At 45.0% G+C, this 24,961-nt stretch carries 24 protein-coding genes; 14 read left to right on the top strand and 10 right to left on the bottom strand.

Annotated features, from left to right (window positions below):
- Positions 1–20 precede the first annotated feature (20 nt).
- The 6 genes from MUK70_RS01540 to mnmE form a co-directional block, all read right to left on the bottom strand.
- On the bottom strand, positions 21–689 hold the full coding sequence (locus MUK70_RS01540) for a hypothetical protein (protein WP_244784633.1): 669 nt from the start codon (positions 687–689) through the stop codon (positions 21–23).
- On the bottom strand, positions 655–1,059 hold the full coding sequence (locus tag MUK70_RS01535; protein WP_244784631.1) for a hypothetical protein: 405 nt from the start codon (positions 1,057–1,059) through the stop codon (positions 655–657). Before MUK70_RS01535 ends, MUK70_RS01540 begins: the two co-directional genes overlap by 35 nt.
- Positions 1,060–1,264: 205 nt before the next feature.
- A complete protein-coding gene (locus MUK70_RS01530) occupies positions 1,265–1,792 on the bottom strand; it encodes a hypothetical protein (protein ID WP_234655672.1) in 528 nt (175 codons plus the stop codon).
- Positions 1,793–1,913: 121 nt separating this feature from the next.
- Positions 1,914–2,333 carry a hypothetical protein gene (locus MUK70_RS01525; RefSeq protein ID WP_234655673.1) on the bottom strand — a complete coding sequence of 140 codons (420 nt, stop codon included), beginning with the start codon at positions 2,331–2,333 and terminating at the stop codon, positions 1,914–1,916.
- 1,372 nt (positions 2,334–3,705) lie between these two features.
- Positions 3,706–4,188 carry a site-specific integrase gene (locus MUK70_RS01520; RefSeq protein WP_234655674.1) on the bottom strand — a complete coding sequence of 161 codons (483 nt, stop codon included), beginning with the start codon at positions 4,186–4,188 and terminating at the stop codon, positions 3,706–3,708.
- 155 nt (positions 4,189–4,343) lie between these two features.
- Complete coding sequence (gene mnmE / locus MUK70_RS01515; protein ID WP_234655675.1) at positions 4,344–5,711, bottom strand: tRNA uridine-5-carboxymethylaminomethyl(34) synthesis GTPase MnmE; 1,368 nt, start codon at positions 5,709–5,711, stop codon at positions 4,344–4,346.
- Positions 5,712–5,879: 168 nt separating this feature from the next.
- Here mnmE and MUK70_RS01510 point away from each other — a divergent pair, with 168 nt between their 5' ends.
- The 5 genes from MUK70_RS01510 (at position 5,880) to bshB1 (ending at position 11,332) form a co-directional block, all read left to right on the top strand.
- Positions 5,880–6,461, top strand: a complete 582-nt coding sequence (locus MUK70_RS01510) for a 7-carboxy-7-deazaguanine synthase QueE (RefSeq protein ID WP_234655676.1) — start codon at positions 5,880–5,882, stop codon at positions 6,459–6,461.
- A complete protein-coding gene (locus MUK70_RS01505) occupies positions 6,416–8,359 on the top strand; it encodes an OmpA family protein (RefSeq protein WP_234655677.1) in 1,944 nt (647 codons plus the stop codon). Before MUK70_RS01510 ends, MUK70_RS01505 begins: the two co-directional genes overlap by 46 nt.
- Positions 8,360–8,474: 115 nt before the next feature.
- Positions 8,475–9,434, top strand: a complete 960-nt coding sequence (gene trxB, locus MUK70_RS01500; protein WP_234601864.1) for a thioredoxin-disulfide reductase — start codon at positions 8,475–8,477, stop codon at positions 9,432–9,434.
- Between the two features lie 86 nt (positions 9,435–9,520).
- A complete protein-coding gene (locus tag MUK70_RS01495) occupies positions 9,521–10,594 on the top strand; it encodes a M23 family metallopeptidase (RefSeq protein ID WP_234655678.1) in 1,074 nt (357 codons plus the stop codon).
- Positions 10,595–10,606: 12 nt separating this feature from the next.
- A complete protein-coding gene (gene bshB1 / locus MUK70_RS01490) occupies positions 10,607–11,332 on the top strand; it encodes a bacillithiol biosynthesis deacetylase BshB1 (RefSeq protein WP_234655679.1) in 726 nt (241 codons plus the stop codon).
- Between the two features lie 9 nt (positions 11,333–11,341).
- Here bshB1 and MUK70_RS01485 read toward each other — a convergent pair whose 3' ends face one another.
- Positions 11,342–13,111 carry an ATP-binding protein gene (locus MUK70_RS01485; RefSeq protein ID WP_234655680.1) on the bottom strand — a complete coding sequence of 590 codons (1,770 nt, stop codon included), beginning with the start codon at positions 13,109–13,111 and terminating at the stop codon, positions 11,342–11,344.
- Positions 13,112–13,316: 205 nt separating this feature from the next.
- Here MUK70_RS01485 and msrB point away from each other — a divergent pair, with 205 nt between their 5' ends.
- From msrB to MUK70_RS01450, 7 genes are all read left to right on the top strand, one after another.
- Positions 13,317–13,883, top strand: coding sequence for a peptide-methionine (R)-S-oxide reductase MsrB (gene msrB, locus MUK70_RS01480; protein WP_234601839.1), 567 nt, complete (start codon positions 13,317–13,319; stop codon positions 13,881–13,883).
- Positions 13,884–14,116: 233 nt separating this feature from the next.
- Complete coding sequence (locus MUK70_RS01475; protein ID WP_244784629.1) at positions 14,117–14,293, top strand: hypothetical protein; 177 nt, start codon at positions 14,117–14,119, stop codon at positions 14,291–14,293.
- A gap of 52 nt (positions 14,294–14,345) precedes the next feature.
- Complete coding sequence (locus MUK70_RS01470) at positions 14,346–14,687, top strand: hypothetical protein (protein WP_244784627.1); 342 nt, start codon at positions 14,346–14,348, stop codon at positions 14,685–14,687.
- Positions 14,653–15,312: a DUF4856 domain-containing protein gene (locus MUK70_RS01465; protein WP_244784625.1), complete on the top strand. Its 660-nt coding sequence runs from the start codon at positions 14,653–14,655 to the stop codon at positions 15,310–15,312. The genes MUK70_RS01470 and MUK70_RS01465 overlap by 35 nt, the downstream gene beginning before the upstream one ends.
- A gap of 82 nt (positions 15,313–15,394) precedes the next feature.
- Positions 15,395–16,525, top strand: a complete 1,131-nt coding sequence (locus MUK70_RS01460; protein ID WP_234655682.1) for an imelysin family protein — start codon at positions 15,395–15,397, stop codon at positions 16,523–16,525.
- An 11-nt stretch (positions 16,526–16,536) separates the two neighbouring features.
- The gene (locus MUK70_RS01455; protein WP_234655683.1) at positions 16,537–17,886 is read left to right on the top strand and encodes an HTTM domain-containing protein; all 1,350 of its coding nucleotides are present in this window, start codon (positions 16,537–16,539) and stop codon (positions 17,884–17,886) included.
- Positions 17,864–20,116 carry a TonB-dependent receptor family protein gene (locus tag MUK70_RS01450; protein ID WP_234655684.1) on the top strand — a complete coding sequence of 751 codons (2,253 nt, stop codon included), beginning with the start codon at positions 17,864–17,866 and terminating at the stop codon, positions 20,114–20,116. The genes MUK70_RS01455 and MUK70_RS01450 overlap by 23 nt, the downstream gene beginning before the upstream one ends.
- On the opposite strand, the gene MUK70_RS01445 is transcribed toward MUK70_RS01450, so the two are convergent.
- The 3 genes from MUK70_RS01445 to MUK70_RS01435 are packed head-to-tail and all read right to left on the bottom strand — an operon-like array spanning position 20,113 to position 22,158.
- Positions 20,113–20,808 carry a hypothetical protein gene (locus tag MUK70_RS01445; RefSeq protein ID WP_234655685.1) on the bottom strand — a complete coding sequence of 232 codons (696 nt, stop codon included), beginning with the start codon at positions 20,806–20,808 and terminating at the stop codon, positions 20,113–20,115. The genes MUK70_RS01450 and MUK70_RS01445 overlap by 4 nt on opposite strands.
- A complete protein-coding gene (locus tag MUK70_RS01440; protein ID WP_234655686.1) occupies positions 20,805–21,572 on the bottom strand; it encodes an LVIVD repeat-containing protein in 768 nt (255 codons plus the stop codon). Before MUK70_RS01440 ends, MUK70_RS01445 begins: the two co-directional genes overlap by 4 nt.
- Positions 21,573–21,621: 49 nt before the next feature.
- Positions 21,622–22,158, bottom strand: a complete 537-nt coding sequence (locus MUK70_RS01435; protein WP_234655687.1) for an LVIVD repeat-containing protein — start codon at positions 22,156–22,158, stop codon at positions 21,622–21,624.
- Positions 22,159–22,334: 176 nt separating this feature from the next.
- Between MUK70_RS01435 and MUK70_RS01430 the strand changes: the two genes are divergently transcribed.
- Positions 22,335–23,717, top strand: coding sequence for an AraC family transcriptional regulator (locus tag MUK70_RS01430; protein ID WP_234655688.1), 1,383 nt, complete (start codon positions 22,335–22,337; stop codon positions 23,715–23,717).
- 257 nt (positions 23,718–23,974) lie between these two features.
- Positions 23,975–24,949 carry a c-type cytochrome gene (locus tag MUK70_RS01425; protein ID WP_234655689.1) on the top strand — a complete coding sequence of 325 codons (975 nt, stop codon included), beginning with the start codon at positions 23,975–23,977 and terminating at the stop codon, positions 24,947–24,949.
- Positions 24,950–24,961: the final 12 nt, after the last annotated feature.

Raw genomic sequence — 24,961 nt, 5'->3', positions numbered from 1 at the left:
AGGATTTTTAAATAAGGGGTTCAGTTACAATTTTCGTAATTGTATTTTGTGATTTCGGTTGACATATTAAGGTCTGATCCTTTTACTATTGTGGATGTAGCTGGTAAGCCGTTAGCATGATACGTCCAAACATTTGACTCAACCGAACGGCCGAAATATGTATGATTGGTTGTAGTTTCTACCCAATTATTTGTGTTGTCAGAAGCATTAAATATTTTGATCGGCTCCGGGATGCCTTTATAATGACTGGGAATCATAGTGTCTGGGTTGGGATGTTCATCAAAATTGGTTTCTATCGAGTAAAGAAGCTTATGTTTATCATGATAAGCTTCTTGAAAAATTTGATTTCCCCTTTGGTCGTACTTGTAAATCCATTCGGCACCGTCATATGCATATGTATAACTGATCATTCTTCCCCGGTCATCAAATTGGTTTTTAGTTTTGCCATCCGCAGAGACATAGGACTTACGAACCCCATTCTCAAAACTTACCACAGACCCACCGTATGTTCCGTCGTATGTTGCGGTTTGTATATTGTTTTTTGAATCATATTTATAAACTACTGTTGTAGTTTCAGGAAAGGTAGCTGCCGGCAGGTTATCACCTTGAACAACCATATTGCTCACGAATTTAGACGATTGCGCACGACCATGATCATAGATAAAGCTTGTAACGCTGGTTGTTTCCACTTTTTCCCTTTTTGTATCGAAGGTTAGCAACATTAAATTCGTAAGTTGAATAACCTTGGTGCAATTTCACATCATGGCGCTTCAACTCTGTCAAAAAACCTTCTGCATTATATATGAATTCGTAAGTGTCTTCTTGTGTGATATAGGCAAAAATACCTGTTGAATTCTTTCTGGATTCGGTTTGCGACACTGTTACAAGCGCCAACCGCCCTTGGTCATCCTGCTTAAAATTCGATTCGTATGTTTGAACTGTTGTTTCTTCAATCGTTTTCATTTCATAATCAGAGGACTTGCCTGTAAATCGGCATTTTTCAATGGGTTTAATATCTTCTTTTTTTTTATTACAAGAAATAGATAATGCCAGGAACACAAGAAAGGTAAATGTTGAACGATAGATGCGCATTATTACTTTGTTAGAAATTAGAGTTATCACCAAATGTATCAAAGTTACTCGGATACACTTACTTTCGATAAAATCAAAAAAAGCCCTCCGTCCATTGAAGGGTATCTTACACAAGGCAGCTAAATATTATGATTCAAAAATATTCTTGGGACCAACCTTAATATATTAAATATCAATTAATTCGTTCCAACCAGATCAAACGGTCAGTGAACAGATTTTTTGACGGATAGTTAGTACCAATCATTAAAGTTAGAGTAGTGTCCGCCAGACCACCTTTTACTGATAATATTGTTTCGATGGATTCTCCCGGTTGCCCTCCAAAATTGGTATATTGAGTCTCTTTATGATCAATGGCTCCTATGTCATTGACAGTAACACCCTTAAAATTCCAAGGTCCCCATGTTTGTGCTTGATCTACCAATTCTGTTGTGCCTTTGTATCGTTTGATGCTTTGTATGTAAGTCAGATCTACTGCGCTTTCTCCTGTGGCTGATTGTTTAATTTCCATTTGAATGAATATCACTGAAGTGCCGCCATAAACATCTTTGGATTCAGTTTTGGACTGATATATCCCTAACAGCTCTGATACATGCCTTGGCGGTATAGGTTCCTTTAAAGTGTGCTTGCAAGCAAAACAGACTAGCAAAGCATACAACAGTACAATAGGCGATTTCACTAGATTCAGAGAAATAGGTTTCATCAAGCTACTTTAATTTTGGTGTATTCTCGAATTCAGCAAAGAATGCAAGCATCTGATAAGATTGTAGTGAATGCCTTCGTTTCTGCGATCGCATTAAAGACCAAGTCACAGAAAGAAATTCTCAAAAAGTAAAATTGCGAATTTCACCGTATACAACTGAACCATCCGCTTTGATTGCATATGCACGGTAGTAAAAAAAGTAACGGCCAGCAAAAGCATTGCCAGTATACTTATACGTATTTGCTCCCAAAACCAGAGTCCCATCGAATTTAATCTTAGAGCCATGTTCAATTCTAGGCACATAGTCATTATCGTTTGAGGCGCGAAAAAAGGCTAAATACAATATCCCGTGTTCTGTTACAGGCGTGTCTCCTAATTTATCAGCCCGAACTTTAAAATTCCAACCGTCATTATATGCGACAGTTTCGGTTCCTATCTGCAGCAATTCTGGAATTACGTGATCCTGAAAGGAACAGCCTGAAAAAAATAAGCAAATGACCGAGAAAAGCATCCAAGAAGAAGATTGTAAACTGTTTTTCATCGTTTTTAAAAGTTACTTAAAGAAAAAAAATTAAAAAAATTGGTCATTATCGCATAAAGTGAAATCACTGATAGCGATGTCTTTTAAATAGTGAAACATAATAATTGTTAGAGCACTATTCGTAATAAGTGTCGACAGTCTCATCCCTGTGTCATTCAATTTCAGCAGCATACGGTTGCCTGTTTCGTCAAATGAAATCTAGACATATTTCAAACAATCTTGCGCTGAATATAAACTTATTATCTATTGGGCTTTTCTCAATTGAGCCCTTTATTAATATCAGTGATTCTTTGCTGATTCAAATAGAAGGTCTTGAATCCCTCAAGCGTATGGAGTTTCAATTAAAGTTGAAACAAAGACTGTTCTATGTGAGATTTCCGCTGCTTCACTTTGATAAAAAATAAGTATTGTGCCCTATAAACCGCAATTATGTGACTGGTTTCCAAGGATATAATGCACAAGTCAGTAATCTGCAACTCATACCTTTATGTAGTAAATTTTCACACCCAGCTACATCCCTGCTTGGTTTGCCCTGATTTTGACGTTCTCTTCCGCTGTCGATATTCGCAGTTTATTGTAATCATAAAATGGTCCAATCAGTATTATGGTGAGTTACTGGATACTTACAGGCACTTACAGTCATCATAAAATCGACTAATACATGGAGTGGAATATTGTTACCCAAGAAAAGAAAGCAAAATAGTAGGTATTAGACGGTGGCATTTCCTGACCCTGGCCTTCCAATACCGGGATTGCCCTTCTTCAATCTTATCTACGGGAATCGAAAAGACATCCAGAGACAGTGATTTATCTCCATCCCTGGATATCTTGCTAATAAACGACCTGATAGACTGGCGATGTAATTTTTATTTGAGAGAAAACTTCCAGCGAAACCATGCATATGAACACGAGTGCGTTCGCCAGCACAGATAGTAAAAGTCTATTCATTAGGTATTACTTTACTGACTGAACAAGGATTTATTACTGTGATGAATAGGAGAAATTGACAAGTGCCTTCTGTTCATTATAATGCAATGACCAGCGCTCGCGCTTATAATTATAGAGGTTAAATTCGTAAGATTTAAAGTCTTCAAATTCGCTCCGGAAACTATCGTCAAAATTTTGCTGGGCATCTATGTTAAAGCCAAAAAGATGCGACTGACCAGCAAAAAAGTCCCTGAAAACTTAATTTCGCTTGTTTTTAGGTTTGAGACCCAAAACTGTACATTAATGTTTTCCTTGCATTGTTTAATGCGGTTGAATTGAGGAACGAAAACCAGATCGCCATCGTCATCAAACAGCATCATCAGTGCAGTAAGTCCCAAGTAATCGATCCTTACCTCATGATTCTTTGACGCATCCGGAAGGATAGTTACCTCACAATATCTGTCCCCAACAAGAGCTGCAAAGTCGCAAATGTGTGCTGGAAGCAATGAAAACTAATGTGTTTATCAATTTCAGCGTCTTTCAGCCATTCCGGCAGGATGTAGTTGACCTGTGTATACTTCAGCCTTTTAAATACTCGACCTTCCCCTTTCTGACCCAACAAACCGAAAGCCTGATCCGAGATCGGCATGAATTCCGCCCGTCCTGTTTTATCGATCAAAAATTGGATATAGTAATTCCCCTTCTGCCCTCTGAGTTCTGACCAATCAAGCGTGCTGATATCTGAAAACCTTAACCCGGTTAGTACCGAGAATAATGACGCCCTTTTGATGACTTCCGAACGGCAAGCAGTATCTACAAGCTTCTGCACCTCGTCCTCAAACAGAAACTCCCGATGGCCCCACGAACTTGTGATCTGTTCCACCGTATAGCAATTTGCCTTGGTCAGCGGCTCCTCCTCAAGTTTCACTTTTTCGACAGGCTTCACTCTCAGTTCAGGAAGCTCGAACAGCCGCTGCAATTCTGTCCGGAGAATCCTGGTCTTACGAACACCCAGTGAAAATTCAGATCAAATATCTAATTTTCAGGCGTTTGTATATTGTTACTTACTAGCATTCTATGTACTTACTTTCCGATACAAAACTTCGAAAAAATATTATCCAACAAATCATCCGTAACAATCGTCCCCGTAATCTCGCCCAGATGAAACAAAGACAACCGAATATCCTGTGCCAAAAAATCACCCGTAACCCCAGTCTCCAAACCATTCAAAACATCACTCAAAGCATCATGCGTTTTCACCAAATGCTCATAATGTCTTAAATTCGTAACAACCGTATCGCTAGCCGATTGCCCGTAAACCATTGAAACCAGTTTATTAGTTAGCTGAGATAATCCTGTTTGGGACTTTGCGGAAATGGCAATAACATCATCTTGCAATGCATCGAGATTTTCAGTCGCTATTTCCCCAATATCAATCTTATTCAACACATACAAAATCTGCTTCCCAGCCGGAAGCAATGAGGCCAGCTGCTGATTCTCCTGCAATGTCTCCAAACTATCAAACAGAAAAATTACAATGTCAGCCTTCTCCATCGCATTCTTGGATCTTTCAATGCCGATAGACTCAACGAGATCCGTCGTTTCTCGAATCCCTGCGGTGTCGATAAACCTGAATTTCAAACCTTCTAAAACAATCGTATCTTCAATCACATCACGGGTCGTTCCGGCAATGCTGGTAACTATCGCTTTTTCTTCATTCAATAATGCATTCAGCAATGTGGATTTACCAACGTTAGGCGAGCCTATGATGGCCACGGGAACGCCCTCTTTTAATGCGTTGCCGAAATCGAAGGATTCGATTAATGGGGCGATCGTGTTTAGTAATGCTTCGATTAGTCGGCGCAAATCGTCGCGTTGGGCGAATTCTACGTCTTCTTCGCCGAAATCGAGTTCAAGTTCTATTAATGATGCGAAATGGATAAGTTCGGTGCGTAAGGATGCCAGCTTTTTGGAAAAGCCACCTCTCAGCTGGTTCAATGCTGTTTTGTGACTGGCTTGGGAGTCTGCTGCGATGAGGTCGGCTACGGCTTCGGCTTGTACCAGGTCAAATTGGCCGTTCAGAAATGCGCGTTGGGTGAATTCTCCTGGCTTGGCGATTCTGGCTCCTTTTGAAATGAGGAGCTTTGAAATCTGCCTGATAATGTAATCAGAGCCGTGACAGGAAATTTCTATGGAATCTTCTTTTGTGAAAGATCTGGGTGTTTTGAAAACGGTTACGAGGACTTCGTCGATGATTTCGCCATTGTGCTGGATCGTCCCGAAATGTACGGTGTGACTCTCGGCTTCTTCCAGGTTTTTTCCTTTAAAAATGGATTTTACCATGGAAATGGACCCAAGTCCGGATACGCGGATTATGGCGATAGCGCCTACACCTGAGGGAGTTGCGAGCGCACAAATAACTTCTTGCTGATGGATTGGCATTGCATTCATAGTGCAAATATGCGACTAATTGATCTGGTTTGATAGACTATTAGCACTTTGAATTTCGTACCTTTGGGCATTTTTCGACCAGATTGGTTGTTACATTTTTTTGAACATCTCCCTTTTTGAATTGTGCTGACTGAAACATTGCCTATCGTTACTCACCAGCTTCCGGTCATGGAAGCCTTCTACACCTTGCAGGGAGAAGGCCAGCATAGCGGGCGCGCTGCTTATTTCATCCGTCTCGGCGGCTGTGAAGTGGGTTGTCACTGGTGCGACGTGAAAGAATCGTGGAATGCGGATCTGCATCCGAAACATAACATTAATAACATTGTAGACGGGGCATTGAAATATCCCGGCCGCCTTGCGGTGATCACGGGCGGCGAGCCGTTAATGTATAATCTGGACGAACTGACGGGCCAGCTGCAAGATGCAGGCTTTAAAACCAACATTGAAACTTCCGGCGTATATCCTTTTACAGGACATTGGGATTGGGTGTGCTTTTCTCCCAAAAAATTTAAAACGCCGCATCCGGACATTTATCAAAACGCCAACGAGCTCAAAGCGATCATTTACAACAAGAGCGATTTTGAATTCGCCGAATCACATGCCGCCCTTGTTTCTGATGAATGTACGCTGCTATTACAACCCGAATGGAGTAAGCATGAGGTGATGCTGCCTTTGATAATTGACTATATCAAAGACAATCCCAAATGGAAAATGTCGTTACAAACCCACAAGTATATGAACATTCCGTAATGCACCGCGCCTCTATATTTTTGCTTTTTTCCTGTCTGTTTATTTCAAATTTCACGCACGCACAGGATGCAACATTGTCCCGAAAAGCCCGTGAAACTTATGAAAAAGCGCAGGAAGCCTGGCAGGCACGGAAGCTGCCCGACGCCATTGCGCTCTTCGAGAAAGTCCTTGAACAGGAGCCTAACAGTTACGATACAAATCTAAGGCTTGCGCAGATCTATGAGCTGCAACGCAACGCTGATCTCACCAAAAAATATTACGCAAAAGCCATTCAGCTAAGGCCATCGGTGCCTCAGACTGCTTCTGCACTGCAATGGATGGGTCGCTATCATTTTGAGGCACAGCGCTATGATTCGGCGCAGGTTTATTTTGAAAGGACTTTATCGTTGGTCCCCGTGAAATCGAGCCTTGCGCGGCTGGCGGAGAAATCCATTGCTTCGTCAAAATTTGCCCGGGAAGCGGTTAAAAACCCTTTGAGCATTCAAAAAAGATCACTGGGAGACACCATTAACTTTCTGAACACGCAGTATTTTCCCGTAATGACGGCGGATAATGAGACATTGATCTTCACCGGATTAACAGAAAACAGAGACGAAAATATATACACAACCCACCGCATAAACGGAAAGTGGGACGTTCCGGAAGAAATCTCTGCATCCATTAATACCACCAATAATGAAGGCACATGCAGTGTCTCCGCGGATGGCCGGACATTGGTGTTCACTGCCTGCAACCGGCCCGACGGTTATGGAAGCTGTGATCTTTATATCTCGCGAAAAGAAGGCAAAGATTGGAGCGCACCGCTGAACCTGGGCTCGGAAATCAATACGCGTGACTGGGAGTCGCAGCCGTCGTTATCGGCGGATGGTCACCTGCTTTACTTTGCTTCCGACCGCAGAGGCGGGCAGGGCAAGCGGGATATTTGGGTTTCAAAGCTCGACGAGAAAGGAAAATGGGCGCCGCCAAAAAACCTGGGGTCGCACATTAACACCGCAGACGAAGAAAATGCGCCGTTTATTCACGCCAACGGAAGAACGCTTTTTTATGCTTCAAACGGTTTTCCGGGCATGGGTGGCTTTGACATTTTCATTTCGCAGCGTACAGATACGGTCTGGTCACAATCCAAAAACATCGGCTATCCGATCAACACCATTGCTGATCAGGTTGGATTGTTTATCGCCTCGGACGGGCAGAAAGCTTACTATACAGATGACGGCTCGGAAGGAAAAGGCCGCTCGCTGCTTTATACATTCAATTTGCCACAGCAGGTCAAGGATATGATCGTGCCTACACGCTATGCGAAGGGAAAAGTTTTTGATAAAAAAACAAACACGCCCCTGGCCTCTTCTATCGACCTTTTTGACCTGAAAACACAGCAAAAAGTCGGTGAATATTCATCTGACGGCAAAACGGGCTCTTTTTTGGCAGTGCTGAACAGCGGCGGTGAATATGCATTTTATGTTTCCAAAACAGGTTATCTTTTCAAAAGCCTGTCATTCACCGTGAATGATTCCACTTCTTTTGTGGATCTGGACATTCCTTTGGAAGCTATCGAAAAAGACCGGGCAGAAGTGCTGAATAATATATTTTTCAAAACAGGTGAATTTGGTCTGGATGAAAAGTCGAAAGTGGAGCTTGGGAAAATGGTTGATTTTTTAAACAAAAACAAAACCGTTAAAATTGAAATCTCCGGCCATACCGATGATGTAGGTTCCGACACCGAAAATATGGAATTATCAAGGCGGAGAGCAGAGTCTGTACAGCAATATTTACAGCAGTCGGGCATTGTTGCCGACAGGATCACATTCAAAGGTTATGGCGAGACACAGCCGGTTGCCCCAAATGACTCTCAGCAAAACCGACAGAAGAACCGCAGAATCGAGTGGCGGATCCTCTAATTCAATTTGCATAAAGAATCGAAATTTTGCACTTTTGTCGATCTCCCAATGTTGTAATAGACGAGTACAACTTAGTTCGTAAACATTCGTCATTAACATTTAGTATTAACATAACATGACATCCGAGAAAGTCTCTTGCTTAATTATTGGCTCCGGTCCTGCCGGATATACAGCCGCTATATATGCTTCCAGGGCAGGATTAAATCCTGTACTTTACCAAGGCGCGCAACCTGGCGGCCAGCTAACCATTACTACGGAAGTCGATAACTATCCTGGTTATCCGGATGGCATTACCGGCCCCGAAATGATGATGAATTTCGAGAAACAAGCCAAACGCTTTGGCTCTGATATCCGTTACGGCCTGGCCACGGCCGTTGACTTTACAACGCATCCGTTGAAAGTTACCATTGACAATAAACATGAGATCGAGGCAGATTCAGTGATCGTTTCGACCGGTGCTTCTGCTAAATGGCTCGGCCTTCCTGATGAAGAGCGTTTGAATGGCCGCGGCGTTTCTGCTTGCGCCGTTTGTGATGGTTTCTTTTTCCGCGGACAAGACGTTGTTGTTGTCGGTGCTGGTGATACAGCTGCCGAAGAAGCAAGTTATCTTGCTAAATTGGCGCGTAAAGTGTATTTATTGGTTCGTCGTGATGAAATGCGTGCTTCGAAAATCATGCAGAAACGCGTGGAAATGTTGCCTAACATTGAAATTCTTTGGAATACTGAAACGGTAAAGCTGAATGGGGAAGACGGGCTTGAATCTGTTTTGGTAAAAAATAATAAAACCGGCGAGGAGCAACTTTTGGAAGCAACTGGGTTCTTTGTAGCAATTGGTCACAAACCAAATACGGATATTTTCAAAGGATACCTGAATATGGACGAAACCGGTTACATCCAAACTATAAAAGGAAGCGCTTGCACTAACATTAAAGGTGTATTTGCATGTGGTGATGCACAGGATAATGTTTACAGACAAGCCATTACCGCTGCGGGAACTGGCTGTATGGCCGCATTGGACGCTGAGCGTTTTCTAATGGAACTTGAAGTAGAGAACATTATCGAAGAAACAGCTTAAATCATTTGCCGAACCCCTAATTTGACTCAGGCTACGCTGAAAATGTTCATTGAACAGTGTAGTCTGATCTGATTTTTTTTATACCTATGAAAGTAAAGCTTATTGTAAGTTTGCTAATGATCGTGTGTTTGATCTCCTGGAACACGCAAGCACAAGAGCGAGGAAAATTCAAAAGAAATCCGAAAATCAATCAGTCCGGAAACAACGCTAACGAAGGACCTACAAGAGTAAGCACGCCGCAGCCCGAAGACGAATATCAAGTCGAAACATCCAATCTCAGATTCCAAAGCCAGTTTGAACCCGTAAAACCGCTCAACCCGGTTGTAAGCGAGGATACCACTACCATTGACGAAGGTGAAACCGAAGTTGTGGAAGTTGTTGATTCACTGCTGGTGGCCGACGAATGGGTAAAGTCAGCCGAATATTATGTGATATGGGATGCCAGGACTATTAATCCTTACGGACTGAGCCCGCTGGAATTTGATGAGCCGGTAGAGCTGACATTATATGATCCGGCTGTGAACCGAATGTGGGCTACGCCAATGACCGAGACCAAACCAACGTCTAATTTTGGTTACCGATGGGGAAGATGGCACAATGGAAGTGACCTGGACCTGGAAACCGGCGACACCGTCCGCTCGACCTATGACGGAATGGTCCGCATTGTGGCATTTGACGGCAGCGGATACGGCCGCTTCGTTGTTGTAAGACACTACAACGGGCTCGAAACATTGTATGGACATTTATCCAAACAACTCGTCGAATCCGGCCAGATTGTGAGAGCAGGCGAAGTGATAGGATTGGGCGGTAATACAGGCCGGAGCACAGGGTCGCATTTACATTACGAAAACCGCTACGAAGGAAATCCATTTGACCCGAGAAACATCTTCGACTGGGAAAACAAGGCCATCAAATCAGACCATTTTTTATTAACCAGCACCGTATGGAACCACTTACGCGGCAAATCCAATAAAAGTGAGTTTGAATCCGGGGACGCGCCTGTGGCCTATACACGCTCCATTTTGCATAAAGTACGCTCGGGCGAAACGCTTTCCTCCATCGCCGGAAGATATGGAGTGAGCATTTCATCCGTTGCAAGAAAAAACAGAATTTCTACCCGCTCGACATTAAGAATCGGGCAGAAACTTCGCATTAAATAACAACCGCCTCTTATGAAACTAGATATTCTCGCCATCACAGCCCACCCTGACGATGTAGAACTTTGCTGTGCCGGCACATTGCTGGCGCAAATTGCACTTGGCAAAAAGGTTGGCATTGTGGATTTGACCCGCGGCGAGCTCGGGACACGCGGCACGCCCGAAGGCAGGATCCAGGAAGCGAAAAATGCAGCTGCGATCATGAACATTTCAGTGCGGGATAATGTAGGACTAGCCGATGGCTTTTTTGCGAACAACGAATCGCATCAAAAAGCAATAATTCCGTATATCCGTAAATATCAGCCGGATATCGTCATAACCAACGCGGTTGGCGACAGGCATCCCGATCATGGCCGTGCCGGTCAGCTTGTTGCAGACAGCTGTTTTTATTCAGGCTTGCGCATGGTGAAGACATATGATGAGGAAGGCAATGAGCAGGAAGCCTGGCGCCCCAAACAGGTTTTTCACACCGTGCAGGACCGCTACATTACACCTGATTTTATTGTCGACATTACCGCTGTTCATGATAAAAAAATCGAAGCTATCCGCGCTTTTGAAAGTCAGTTCTTCGTGCCCTCCTATAATAGCGGCGAACCTCAGAGCTATATATCCTCTCCCGATTTCCTGGAATTTGTCATCGCACGTGCGCGTGAGATGGGCCATGCAATTGGAGTGACATTCGGAGAAGGGTTTACCACATCCCGGAAGTTGGGCGTGAAAGACTTGTCTGTTTTTATATAAATCACCGGGTTAACTGCTGATTTTGGCAATGTCAGCAAGCTTGGCGTACAGTATTTGAGGATGAAATGGTTTCGAAATCCAGTCGTCAAACAAGCTGAGCACGCCGCTGGATTCAAGTGACTCTTTACTGGTTGCAGTCAATGCAATGATATGGACGTTGGCTTTTTGATCGTCTTCAAAAGCCCTGATCTGTTGGCTTGCCTGAATTCCATCCATCACCGGCATATTAATATCCATCAAAACGACCTGATAGCGATTGGCCGCCATGGCCTCCACCGCCGCAAGTCCGTTATCAACAACGTCGAAGTTAACATGCCACTTTTGCAGAAAACTTTTAAGAATTATTGCGTTCATATTGTTGTCCTCGGCAACCAGCACATGGATATCGAGCGGCCCTGACTTACTTCCCAAAGCCGGCCGTTGAGCGGATACAGGCTTTTGACTTAGTGAATAGGATAAGTCAAAAAAGAATGAAGTGCCGACGCCCTCCTGGCTGGTAAAGTCGAGCTTTCCGCCATGCAGGTTCACAAGCCGCTGTGCGAGAGACAAACCCAGGCCAGTGCCATGATATTGTTTTTTCATTCCCGAATTGACGAGTTTGAACGGCTCAAATATGTAAGGGAATACTTCCGGAGGAATGCCGATTCCTGTATCGGAAAACCTAAAAAAGAGCTGCACATGATGCCCGGTAATTCGCTTCGCCGAAACCGTTACGACGACCGAACCTTGGTCTGTATACTTTATAGCGTTGCTGATCAGGTTCATCACAATCTGGCCCAGACGAACCGGGTCGCCCTGCACCCAAAATGTACTTAACTCCGGCGAAGCATGCAAGGTCAGCACCAAACCTTTATTGCTGGCGGCCGCCGCCAGGTTTTGACAAATGTCCGCGACAACGGTTGCGGGCTGAAAATCTACTTTATCGAGTTTGATCTGGTGATCCTCTATGTCATTCAAGTTGAGAATGTCATTGATAATCGAGCTGAGGATTTCAGCTGAGAACTTCACATTGTCCAGGTTCTTTGCCTGATCGCTTTTGGGGTTTTCAAAAGAAAGCAAATCCAGACCACCAATGATCGCATGCAAGGGTGTGCGGATCTCATGCGACATGGTTATCAGGAAGTTTGTTTTGTACTCAGCCAGATCCCGTGCCTGCGACGCAGCAATTTTCAATTCGCTCAGCAAGGTGGTCTCTTTCGCTTTGGCCAGTTCCGACTCTTTGAAAAAAAAGAAATGGATGTATATCAACATCAGATAGTTATAGAAAAGAGCAAAAGCAAGCGCATATGTATCAACAGCATAGGCCTGAATTTTTATTTCAACGTTAAAATACTGGTTTAGGAAAACCACCGACCCAACCAGGAAAACACTGAGCAGCGAATAAAAAATGCCCCATCGAGGGCCAAGTATATAAAAGCCTGAACTGAGAATAACAAAAATGAACTGGAAGGTCACCAGGTAATGTCCCTGCTGATATAACACGGCCGTTGACAGGACGATCAGACAAAGGCAAATCAAGGAATAATGCCCTACTTTCTTAAAAAACACACCCCGCCGAAGCATTTCATATCCTATCCCGGCGAGAGCGGTGAAAAACAGGACCCTCCAAAGCAAAAAGTTTTTATGCTGGACAAGATGCAGTACTGCCAACGACACGCCCATAAAACAATAGGCAAGTAAAAGAAAGCGAAGGGTTTGTTTTCTGATGTAACTAATGGCATGGGTATCTTGCCAAAAAGCCGGATACTTGACTTTTAAAGTCCTTAAAATTTCCTGCATAACAACGTTGAGCTGACTTGTAACTGCCAATATTAAACTTAATACATGAATATTTACCGAAGTTGGCCTATTTAATGGTTCACTCGTCTTGAACGGTTTTAAAGGGGTTGAATCTCTTTTTGTGTGATATTGTTAGTAAAGTGCTGTGCATTCAACTATTGACACCGGCATATCGTATATAAGAAAACATCAAAACTATAACAGCATGAAAAAGTCCATCGCGCTCTTACTATCAGGCGTGTTCGCGTTAATGCTGCAAAGCTGCTACGGCCAATCCTCGCCGGCGCAGAAAGAGCAGAAAAAAAGCCCGGCCTATTCAAAAACAGATTCAGGCGCGGCCAATAGAAGCAATGAAGAATGGAAAAAAGTCCTTTCCCCGGAAGTTTATGAAGTGGCACGACTGAAAGGCACCGAGCGTCCTTTCACCAGCGAATATGAGCATTCGAAAGAAATTGGAACATTCTATTGTGCTGTTTGCGGCAATGCACTGTTCAAAAGCAATGCTAAATATGAAAGCGGCTGCGGCTGGCCGAGCTTTTTTGAGCCGATCAGCAAAAGCTCAATTTTGGAAGCAGCCGACAACACCCACGGCATGCGCAGAACCGAAGTAATGTGCGGTAAATGCAAATCACATTTAGGCCACGTTTTTGAAGATGGCCCACCTCCTACCGGCCTGCGTTACTGCATCAACGGCGTTGTGCTCGATTTTGAAAAAGCAAAGACGGCAGAGAAAAAGTTTGATAGCAAAAAGAAAGCGGAGAGCGGCAGCTAAGTCGTCGTAGGCTTCTGACATTAAATTGGATTAAGACACTTTCCGATGATTTCAGGTTTAATAAACTTGAAATCATCGGAAAGTGTCTTTTTATATTTTACCGCAACGTTGAACCTACAAATCATCTGCAACAATTTGTTCCAATTCTAAATAATGCATATGTTTGCCCCCGCTTAGTTTTAGTCTAAATAAGCAACCTCTCACATTTCCTGACAAAACAAGATTTGCAACAAATGCTTACACATTTCAAACTGCGCAATCTACTATTCGCATCTATGCTAATTGCGGGCATGTCCGCCTGCTCCGAAGATGATGAATCCGTAGTAACCCCTCCCACCACCGAGCTTCGCACGAAGATCGATTATGCAAAAGTAACTCCTACTACGCCCTACAAAAAGCCTGTTTGTTGATGCAAAAGGCGATACAACGGTCGATTTGACAACTGGTAATGCGCGTTATAAAATGTTTCAGGCGCTTAACTATTATATGGGTTCATCCGTTCGCGATACCGCGCAGGTGAGCGCTGCAACGATGGCAAACATGTATACCAATACAGGCAGCCCGTTCAAGGACATTTCTACCTCCACAATCAACATTAAAGGCGCTGACCTGAACGGATCGGGCGTTCAGTTGAAAGATGTAACTGCTTCGTCAAAAACGACCGCTGAAAAAGAAGCTGCCCAGGCATATCTGGCCACCAGCTTTGCTTCCCTGGAAACTGCCAGCAAATCGGTAAAAGCAGGCTGCTGCCAAAGGTGCTGCGGGCAAATTGGGAACTTATCTGGTCGACGCAAAAGGAATTGAGCATGCACAGATCATTCAAAAAGGCCTTATTGGTGCATTGCAGCTGGATTATATTGGCAATGTGTTGCTGGACAAAGGACTGGAAGCTGACAATTCGGCTTTGGTTTCAGGCAAAAAATATACTGCACTCGAGCACAACTGGGACGAAGCTTACGGCATGCTAACATTAAACCCGGTTTATCTGGCGGGTGCGACTGATGCAACAAGAACTTCAAACGAAACTTTCATCGGATCATATATCTGGGAATACAACAAAGCCAGCTACGCAAAGATCCATCCCGCATTTGTAAAAGGACGTGCTGCAATTGTAAACAACGATAAAGCTGAGGCAAAAACACAGGCCACATTTATCAGGACCGAAATGGAGAAAGCGATCGCTTCTGCTGCATTGGGTTATCTTGGAAAATGGAAAAGCGGAACAACTGACGCTGCACGCGCACATGCAATCGGCGAAGGTCTTGGGTTCATTTACTCTTTGCGTTATTGCAAGATCAATGGAGCCGACGCGGCATTTTCAGATGCAATCCTACTGGGCTTGATGGGCTCACCAAACGGATTCTGGGACCTGACTAACGACAAGATCAATGCAGCTTCGGACGCAATAACAGCGAAGTTTAAGTTATAATACACAGGATTATTCCTGACCCTTCGGTGGATTGGCGGTAAAACCGCCAATCCACCATTTATTGTTTAAAAACTGACCACTAATGAAAATGAAGAATTATCTGGCGATCCTGCTGACCTTTTTTTTCCTGGGCTGTTCGGACTCAAAAGAAAAGCCCGAGCCGACGCCAGTTGACGAAGGAAAAGACCGGGCCGCCATGCTAACGCATTTGGCCGACAACATTATTATCCCATCCTACGATTCTTTTCAGGGCAAGTTTGATGTGATGGTGACCAAATCCAACGCATTCGCCGCCAAACCCGACGCCACCACGCTTACCGAATTCCGCACGGCCTGGGTGGACGCTTACACCGAATGGCAGAAGGTCGAGTTGTTTGATTTTGGTCCGGGTGAAAAACACACAATCCGCAATTTTTTCAATATTTATCCAGCCAGCGAGCAAGGCATTGCGGCCAACATTGCCGATCCGAATGCGAGCCTGGAAACCCCGGACTCGTATCCAAAACAAGGATTTCCTGCCCTGGATTACCTGATCAACGGCATAGGTGCAACCGACGCGGCCATTATTGCCCAATACACAACAGCCCCTAATGCAGCCGCCAAATTGGCTTACATCAACCGCGTTACAGACCGCATGGACAGCATTCTGGACAAAGTAACCGGTGAATGGAAGGGCGCGTATAAGGAAACATTTGTTACCAAAACCGGCCTGGACATCGGCTCTTCAACCTCCCTTTTAGTGAATGGATATGTGCTTCATTACGAGCGTTATATTCGTTCGGGAAAATTCGGAATTCCCTCGGGCGCCATGCTCAATGGCGTGCCCGCTCCTGAAAAAGTAGAAGCTTTTTACAAAAAAGACATTTCGCTGGTCCTCGCTAAAACCGCCCACCAGGCTTACATTGATTTCTTCAACGGAAAAAATGCCAGGTCAGAAGCAACCGGTCCATCGCTGAAAACATATCTGGACGCATTAGGCGCCAAAGACAGCAGCACCGGCAAATCGCTTACCGAGCTGCTCAACGCCCAATTTGAAGCAAGCAAAACCAAGCTTAATGCGCTGAAACCGAATTTGTCTGAAGAGGTGAAAACCAATAATCAGGTTATGAAAGACACATACAATGAAATGCAAAAGGCTGTCAGGATGCTGAAAGTGGACATGACCTCAGCCATGAGCATAACCATCACCTACACGGATAACGACGGCGACTAAACGCACAAGCCATGCAGGCTTATTTTAACAAATATGCTCCGGCCGCAACGCTGGCTCTTTTCCGGGTTATTTTCGGCATGATGCTCTTTTTGAGCATTTGCCGTTTTTGGGCAAAAGGCTGGATCAGCGACCTTTACATTCTGCCCAAATTCCATTTTACATTTTACGGCTTTGAATTTATCAGGCCTTTGGGAGAATGGACTTATGTGCTGTTTGCGATTTGTGCAGTGGCCGCATGCTTGGTCGCACTCGGAATTTTTTATAGGTTTGCCGCTATAATGCTCTTTCTATCATTTACTTATATAGAACTGATCGATAAAAGCACTTACCTGAACCACTATTATTTTGTTAGTATGGTGAGCTTTATGCTCATCTTTTTGCCAGCCCATGCATCATTTTCGGTAGACGCTTATCGGAACAAACGCTTACTGGCCGACCAGGTCCCGAGCTGGTGTATCGACAGCATTCGCTTGCTGGTTTGCATCATTTATTTCTACGCCGGTCTGGCAAAGTTGAACAGCGACTGGCTTTTGCACGCTTTGCCGTTGAAAATCTGGCTACCCGCAAAAAACGATCTTCCCTTGATCGGGAGCCTATTCAACTACAAATGGACGCCTTACTTTTTCAGCTGGGCTGGCTGTTTGTATGATCTGAGCATCGGATTTTTACTTTGGAACAAAAAAACCCGCCCATATGCCTTCGTTTCGGTGATCATTTTTCACGTGCTTACCGCAGTTCTTTTCCCCATCGGCATGTTCCCTTATATTATGATCGCTACTGCGCTCGTATTTTTCCCTGGTGAATTTCACCAGAAGGTAATCGACATGATCTGTTTTGCTTTAAATTTGCCAATTCAATTTATCAGACCAAAGCGATCTTACATTGTTTCCAGCATTAGCAAACCATTCCTACTGGCGGTCTTCGCGCTTTTTTTTATATTCCAAATCGCATTTCCTTTCCGCTATCTGCTGTATTCCGACGAGCTTTTCTGGACCGAGGAAGGTTACCGGTTTTCATGGCGGGTTATGCTGATGGAAAAAGCGGGCTATACACAGTTCACGGTCATGGACGCGTCGGGCAAGAAACAAATTGTCAATAACAACGATTTCCTGACACGCTTGCAGGAAAAAATGATGTCTACCCAGCCCGATATGATCCTGCAATATGCGCACATGCTCCGCGACCACTATGCCGCGGCGGGTTTTGATTCGCCTCAGGTTTACGTAGATTCCTACGTTGCGCTCAATGGCAGAATGGGCAGACCCATGATCGATCCGGCCATAGATTTGGCCAAACAAACAGATTCCTTCCAACACAAATCCTGGATTATTCCTTTCAATGATGAAATTAAGGGGCTTTGACATTCTCTTTTTCCTGCTGGCCCTATCCAGTGTCGCTTATGCGCAATCGCGCACTCCCGAAAAAGCTTCTCCAAAACCCGACAGCGTCGAAGCTGCCGGAAGCATTTCCAAAGACAGGGATTTGAAAGAATTGACGGTCACGGAAAAAGCAACTGATTTTGGTTTTTCAAGGCTTCGTGGCGTTGAAAATATGGGGATTTATGAAGGCAAAAAATCCGAAGTCATCACGCCCGACCAGCTTGTGGCCAACCTTTCTACCAATAATGCACGTCAGGTTTATTCAAGGGTTGCCGGTCTTAACATTTGGGAAAATGACGGAAGCGGTTTACAGCTAAGCATCGGCGGCCGCGGACTGGACCCCAACCGGACTTCCAATTTCAATGTCCGCCAGAATGGCCACGACATCAGTGCCGATGCTTTGGGTTACCCTGAAAGTTATTACACTCCTCCTATCGAGGCCGTCGGACGCATTCAGATCGTGCGCGGCGCAGCTTCGCTGCAATATGGAACGCAGTTTGGCGGGCTGATCAATTTTGTGATGAGAAAGCCTGTTGAAAACAAAAAACTGGAAATCACCGCCCGCCAGAGCATTGGCTCATTCGGGTTTTATAATGCATTCACCAGCGCAAGCGGAACGGTGGGAAAATTGAGCTATTACACTTTTTTCCAATATAAAAAGGCCGACGGCTGGCGCGCAAACTCACATCTGGAAAGTAAAACGGCTTACGCGGACGTTGACTACAAAATTTCGGATCAAACAAGTATCGGGATCGACATTACCCACATGGATTATCTTTCCAAGCAGCCCGGCGGGCTTTCCGATGCGATGTTTGCGCAGGATCCCAGGCAGACAAACCGGGAAAGAAACTGGTTTCAGGTGGGCTGGAATATGCTTGCCCTGCATTTTGACCAGAAAATAAATGCAACCAGCGACTTCAATTTACGCGTTTTCGGACTGGCCGCGCACCGTTATTCGCTTGGTTTCCGGCCCAACCGCGTGGCAACTATTGATGACAACAGCGAACGCGATCTGATCAAGGGTGATTTCACCAACTGGGGAGCCGAAGCGCGCTATCTGAAAAGATATGCGCTTGCCAAAAAACTATCTGTGCTGCTCGTTGGCAGTCGTTATTACCACGGCTACAACCATAGCCTGCAAGGCGTGGGAAGCAATGGCAAAGACGCCGACTTTAATTTCGTAGAGCCGGAACGCTTCATCACATATGATTACCGCTTCCCAAACCGCAATGTCTCGTTTTTTGCCGAAAACATTTTTTACCTCACAGACCGCCTTTCGGTGACACCGGGCGTCAGGTTTGAATACATTAAAACCACTGCGGACGGTTTTTACGGCAGCATTTCACGCGACCTGGCAGGGAACATTATCAACATTACGCGTACAGACGAGTACCGCAAAAACGGCCGTCAGTTTATTCTGGCTGGGGTTGGCGTAAGCTTTAAGCCACATTCCAACGTTGAAATGTACGGTAACATCTCGCAGAATTACCGCTCCATCACATTCAGCGACATGCGCATTGCCAATCCTTCTTCGGTGATTGATCCTAACCTTAAAGATGAGAAAGGTTACAGCATTGATTTGGGCGTCAGAAGCCATCAAACGGCGTTTTTCAATTATGACATCAGCCTTTTTTACCTGAATTATAATAACCGTATTGGCGAAGTGCAGTTCTATGATGAAAGCAACCGCGTTTTGCGGTTAAGGAGCAATGTAGGTCAAGCTGTTATTACGGGCGTGGAATCTTACGCCGAAGCCGATTTTTTCAAGCTCGCAAGTCCCGAAGCAAAGGATTGGAGCACTGTTCTTTTTGGAAACATTGCATTAATTAAATCAGAGTATAGAAAAAGTGAAATTCCTGGTGTTCAGGGCAATGAAGTTGAATTTGTGCCAAAGGTAAATTTGAAAACGGGTTTAAGAGTCGGTTATAAAAAGCTGAAAGGCTCGTTCCAGCTCACCCATTTGACCGATCAATTCTCAGAAGCAACCAATGCCATCGACGGCGGTGTTTCCTCGGTTGTCGGACTTATTCCTGCGTACAAGATTATGGACCTGAGCTTTTCCTACGAGTGGAAGCGCCTGAAAGCCGAAGCCAGCATCAACAATATGGCCAACCAAATGTACTTCACCCGCCGCGCCACCGGCTACCCTGGCCCAGGCATTTTACCGTCGGACGGCAGAGGATTTTACCTGACTTTACAGGTAAAAATCTAGTCCTCAAACTTCCCCAGTATAATCCCAAAATGAACCCCCATGGCCAGGCTCGGAATGAATTCATTGGTGCCGGGCGTATCATATTCGAACCAGCGGTCGGTTCTGGGGATTCTTGTGTTGGCGGGAAGATCCGAGATAGAGCGGACGCGGATGTTTCGGAAACCCACGCCGGCAAAAAGATCCATCGCGATACGGCTGCTGAAATAAAACTGCATGCCCGCTTTGGCATGGCCGGCATGCACCATCCGTCTGGTTTTGACCAGTTTATTTTCAAAATAATTGCAATCGCCCCAAGGCTGCTCGCATTCCATTCCAACCCACTTATTGTCGCTGTAAATGACCTTTTTCAATAATAGTTCACCGGCAACGTAGGGCTTCATACGTCTTCTGGTTAAATAATAATAGCGTAGCTGCGTCCTGCTTTTAAAAGTTTCCTTGTTGGGACGGTCATCTCCCGGTTCGTACCACATGTTCATTCCAGTAGGGCCGTAACCCAGATCTTGCTGCAATGACAAACCACTCTTGCCCAACGGGACTTCAACGCCGAACTGCACCGAATTGTCAAAATCAACCAGTGCCAGCGGCGAAAACTTTATAATCACATGCTTTTGGGCTGATTCGGCATCAATCTGTCCGAAACACGCAAAACCCTGCATGCAGCAACCAGCAAGAATAGCTAATATCATTCTCATAAAACCGGAATCTTACTCAAAAATTCAACATTGTCCGCATCGTCATACTTGTATTGGAACAGACCTTTCTCTCCCGTTATAATCAAGTGTTTGTCCCTGACAATGACATCATAGGCCGGTAATTCCTCGAATGTATGTTTGAATAAAGGCGCTGCCGGATTGGTTATATCCAGCACCGTAAAGCCCTTGGTTCCTTCACACACAAATAGCTTATTGCCTGAAACGCCCAGTCCGTAAGGCGAGGTCATAGGCTGCGAATGTACCATTACAGGTTGTGCAGGATTGCTGACATCGACCACGTCCAGTGAGCTTAATGTGTTGCCGGGCCGACAGGTGACGCCATTCCGTAACGTCACATATGCGTATTTGCCTTGAACCACCACCGGATCACACGACTGGACATGCTGATATTTGGTCAATAGCTTCGGATCCCTTGGCGTAGAATTATCATAAATGTACATGCCGTCCATCGCTCCTACGTAGAGGTTATCCCGGTAAGGAAAAATCGTCTCTATCCCCACGCCCATGTCCTTTTTGACTGTTTTTACCGGACTGGCGCCCTGGCTGATGTCGTACACTTCCAGCGATTCCTTTGAGACAATGTACAAGGTGTTCCCGGTTACCGCAAACCGCGCCATGGAGCCTCCGGCACCGGTTTGCGGGTTTAGTGCGGAGTCGGTCCTGTCACCATCACAGCCGCTCAATATCAGGAGCAATCCCAGAATAGCCAGCCCTAAAAAAATAAATGGCGCAAATCTTTTCATATTTAAAACCAGTTTTCGCTTGTCAGTTAAAATGCGTGTTTCAATGCTGCTACCGCATGCAGTTAGGTTTTTGGGACATCGGCACTTTTTCCCAGCCTGTTACAATGCCCTTTTTGCTTTCCACGCATTCAAAATAGACTCCGTCGAATGGCGGATAATTATTGACGGGAATAGCATTCGGCACTGTTTTGGTCAGCTTGGGCACTTTGGGATTGCTGATGTCAAAAACGACCAGATTGGTCAAGTTATCAGCATATAAAAATGTACCTTTCGCTGCCATATCATAATTTCCGGTAATAGAAATGAAGGAAATATTTTGCGGTTTTTTCGGATCGGAATTGTCAACGATGTGAATGCCCTTACCCGATTCATTAATAAAAAGATAAGGTTCGAGCACGTATATCTTGCCCGGCTTGGACAACGGCTGCGCCCCGATAACCTCTATTTTGGCCATCTCTTCTGCCGTTTTATAAATAGGCGTGTAGCCTGTGCCGTCGAACGGGATCCGCTCATAAAAATCGTCGCCATCCGTGACGCAGGATGAGACAATGGCCAGAAGAAAAAATAGTAGAAAGCGATTTTTCATAGCGCAGCAGTTAGATTTGCCATTTTTCCTTTAGACACCATGTTGCATAACATGGTTGCACTATATTTGGCAAAACCTTTTAATAAAAAAACTTAATTATTAAGTGGCGATATTACGCCGTCGGCAGGCGCTGCCGCGCAGCAAGTAAAAACATATGCATACCAACTTCTTGAGTCATGAAGCCATCGATTGCCGCTTTGCCCTTTGTTAACCTGAGTAGCGATCCCGAAGAGGAATATTTTAGTGACGGGGTCACAGAAGAAATCATCAATGTATTGAGCCGCGTTTCGGGTTTGCAAGTAGCCGGGCGGACTTCATCTTTCACTTTTAAGGGGAGAACGCAGGATCTGAAATGGATCGGTGAACAACTGAACGTCCAACATATATTGCAGGGAAGTATCAGGAATTCAGGCGACAGACTGCTTGTTGATGTGCAGCTTATCCGTGCAAATGATAGCAGTGTCGTTTGGTCCGAACATTATGACCGGGAACTGGATGACATTTTCGATATTCAGGACGAAATTGCACTGGCCATTTTAAGCGCCATCCAGGTGCAGCTTCTTGGTGAAGAACCAGTTGCTGCTTTTAAACGATATACCAACAACAAGGAAGCCTACCAGCTGTATTTACGAGGGCGTTTTTATCATAACAAATTCGCCGGACCGGATTCCTATCATAAAGCGATCGGTTACTTCGAATCTGCCATTGCCCTCGACCCTACTTACGCAATTGCATACGCAGGCATCGCTTCATGTTACCTGAATATGTGGTTTTACAGGCACCTTCCAGCCGCGAAAGCATTGCCGCTTATGAAGCAGGCCACTGGTCAGGCGCTTGCGCTGGATAGCGGCATTGCCGAAAGTTATCTGGCCTTAGCACGCATGCAAATGTTGAACGAATGGGATTTTGCAAGTGCTGCTGCGTCCTTCCGCAAAGCACTGGAATTGAACTGGAACGCAGCCGATCTGATCGGGCAATATGCGCTTTACCTGGCACTGAGCAGTAAATACGCGGAAGCAGAAGAGCAGACTGCCATGGCGTTATCGCTGGAACCTTTCTCGCTGATCAATAATTTCTACGCCGCATACGTATACTGGATTGCGGGAAATTTTGAAAAAGCCGTCCGGCAGGGACAAAAACTGGTAGCGCTGGAGCCTTCTTTCTGGGGTGGTCACCTGATCATTGGCCTCAACCTTATCACGCTAAAAAGTTTTCCGGAAGCTCAGGAAGCTTTGGAAAACGCGTTGGAAATAAACTATAATGGCATTACCCTGAGCGCTTGCGGCGTATTATTCGGGCTCTCCCAGGAAACGGAAAGTGCGCGTGATATCCTGACCCAAATGGCTTCGCTCAGCAAAACCCAGGTAGTAGCCAATTATGATATGGGCATTGTTCACGCCTCGCTCGGTGATGTGGATGAGGCGCTGAACTATTTTCAGGCTGCTATTGACCAGCACGAACCACCTATGCTTTTCTTCAAATTCATCGTGCGCGACTGGCTAACGGAAACTGGTCAGGATGTACATTACAGGTCGCTTATTGAGCAAATTATTAGATAGCGCTTTTTCCAAAATCACCTTAGGAGCTCTGCCTATCGTAAAAAGTCTTTTTTAGGGGATTCCAAAAAAAAGCCAAGCCGTTACAATCTAAAAAATGTGCATTCTATTGATTTGTTAAATGGACGGCTGTTACGGTATTTATCATTTTACCGCTTAATAAGTTCCACCCAAAATAGCTCACACTGAAAGACTTAGCTTATGGTAAAGTGAGGGGTTTTTCTATTTTTACAATTTAGAAAAACCCCTCACCTTACGTTATGAAAAAGCTCTTCAAAATCATTGGGATCGTCCTCCTTCTCTGCGTTGTCCTGGCCGTTGCAGCCGGTTTTTATGTGAAAATGGCCCTGCCAAATGTCGGTGATGCGCCCAAACTTACCGTCGAAAGAACGCCTGCCAGGATCGAACGCGGCAGATACCTGGCCAATCATGTCAATGTCTGCATGGATTGTCACAGCACCCGTGACTGGAGCCTGTTTGCAGGTCCGGTCGTAGCTGGTGATATGGGAAGTGGCGGCGAGATTTTCAACCAGGAAATGGGCTTCCCGGGTAAATTTATTTCGAGAAACATTACGCCCTATGGCATTGGAAGCTGGTCGGATGGCGAACTTTTCCGCGCGATCACAACAGGAGTAAAGAAAAATGGAAATGCAATATTTCCGGTTATGCCTTACCATGCGTATGGCAAAATGGATCAGGAAGACATTTACAGCATTATCGCCTACGTCCGGACGCTCAAACCAGTAAAAAAAGATGTTCCGGCCTCTGAGGCTGATTTCCCAGTTTCTATTTTGCTCAATACAATGCCATCAAAGGCAACATTGGGCAAAAGGCCTTCGGAAGACGATGTTGTGGCGACGGGAAAATACCTGGTAAACGCCGCTGGCTGCGTAGAATGCCATAGTAAAAGAGAAAAAGGGGATATGGTGCCGGGCAGTGAGTTTGGAGGCGGACAGGAATTCAAACTTCCTTCGGGAACAATTACCTCCAAAAACATCAGTCCCGACATTCAAACCGGGATCGGTTCATGGCGCGAGGAAGCTTTTGTTAAACGCTTCAAGATTTACAGGGATTCCAATTACATAGCGCATAAAGTTGGGCCGAAAGATATGAATACGGTCATGCCCTGGTCGATGTATTCCGGGATGCGAGAAAACGACCTGAAAGCCATTTACGCCTACCTGCGAACGCTCGAACCGAAAAGCAATGTAGTTCCCAAGTTCATTCCAAACTAAGCTGCTCCTTTG

It is taken from the genome of Dyadobacter chenwenxiniae (genome assembly GCF_022869785.1).
Lineage (GTDB): Bacteria > Bacteroidota > Bacteroidia > Cytophagales > Spirosomataceae > Dyadobacter > Dyadobacter chenwenxiniae.
Note: the sequence above shows the minus strand (reverse complement) of the source record. Positions and strands in the feature narration are given on the sequence as shown.

Coding starts and splice junctions, on each gene's coding strand:
- bshB1 (WP_234655679.1), top strand. CDS start 10,607: ATGAAACTAGATATTCTCGCCATCACAGCCCACCCTGACGATGTAGAA.
- MUK70_RS01475 (WP_244784629.1), top strand. CDS start 14,117: ATGCTTACACATTTCAAACTGCGCAATCTACTATTCGCATCTATGCTA.
- trxB (WP_234601864.1), top strand. CDS start 8,475: ATGACATCCGAGAAAGTCTCTTGCTTAATTATTGGCTCCGGTCCTGCC.
- MUK70_RS01530 (WP_234655672.1), bottom strand. CDS start 1,792: ATGAAACCTATTTCTCTGAATCTAGTGAAATCGCCTATTGTACTGTTG.
- msrB (WP_234601839.1), top strand. CDS start 13,317: ATGAAAAAGTCCATCGCGCTCTTACTATCAGGCGTGTTCGCGTTAATG.
- MUK70_RS01450 (WP_234655684.1), top strand. CDS start 17,864: ATGATGAAATTAAGGGGCTTTGACATTCTCTTTTTCCTGCTGGCCCTA.
- MUK70_RS01430 (WP_234655688.1), top strand. CDS start 22,335: ATGAAGCCATCGATTGCCGCTTTGCCCTTTGTTAACCTGAGTAGCGAT.
- MUK70_RS01455 (WP_234655683.1), top strand. CDS start 16,537: ATGCAGGCTTATTTTAACAAATATGCTCCGGCCGCAACGCTGGCTCTT.
- MUK70_RS01525 (WP_234655673.1), bottom strand. CDS start 2,333: ATGAAAAACAGTTTACAATCTTCTTCTTGGATGCTTTTCTCGGTCATT.
- mnmE (WP_234655675.1), bottom strand. CDS start 5,711: ATGAATGCAATGCCAATCCATCAGCAAGAAGTTATTTGTGCGCTCGCA.
- MUK70_RS01445 (WP_234655685.1), bottom strand. CDS start 20,808: ATGAGAATGATATTAGCTATTCTTGCTGGTTGCTGCATGCAGGGTTTT.
- MUK70_RS01510 (WP_234655676.1), top strand. CDS start 5,880: ATGGAAGCCTTCTACACCTTGCAGGGAGAAGGCCAGCATAGCGGGCGC.
- MUK70_RS01425 (WP_234655689.1), top strand. CDS start 23,975: ATGAAAAAGCTCTTCAAAATCATTGGGATCGTCCTCCTTCTCTGCGTT.
- MUK70_RS01470 (WP_244784627.1), top strand. CDS start 14,346: ATGTTTCAGGCGCTTAACTATTATATGGGTTCATCCGTTCGCGATACC.
- MUK70_RS01460 (WP_234655682.1), top strand. CDS start 15,395: ATGAAAATGAAGAATTATCTGGCGATCCTGCTGACCTTTTTTTTCCTG.
- MUK70_RS01440 (WP_234655686.1), bottom strand. CDS start 21,572: ATGAAAAGATTTGCGCCATTTATTTTTTTAGGGCTGGCTATTCTGGGA.
- MUK70_RS01505 (WP_234655677.1), top strand. CDS start 6,416: ATGGAAAATGTCGTTACAAACCCACAAGTATATGAACATTCCGTAATG.
- MUK70_RS01495 (WP_234655678.1), top strand. CDS start 9,521: ATGAAAGTAAAGCTTATTGTAAGTTTGCTAATGATCGTGTGTTTGATC.
- MUK70_RS01485 (WP_234655680.1), bottom strand. CDS start 13,111: ATGCAGGAAATTTTAAGGACTTTAAAAGTCAAGTATCCGGCTTTTTGG.
- MUK70_RS01435 (WP_234655687.1), bottom strand. CDS start 22,158: ATGAAAAATCGCTTTCTACTATTTTTTCTTCTGGCCATTGTCTCATCC.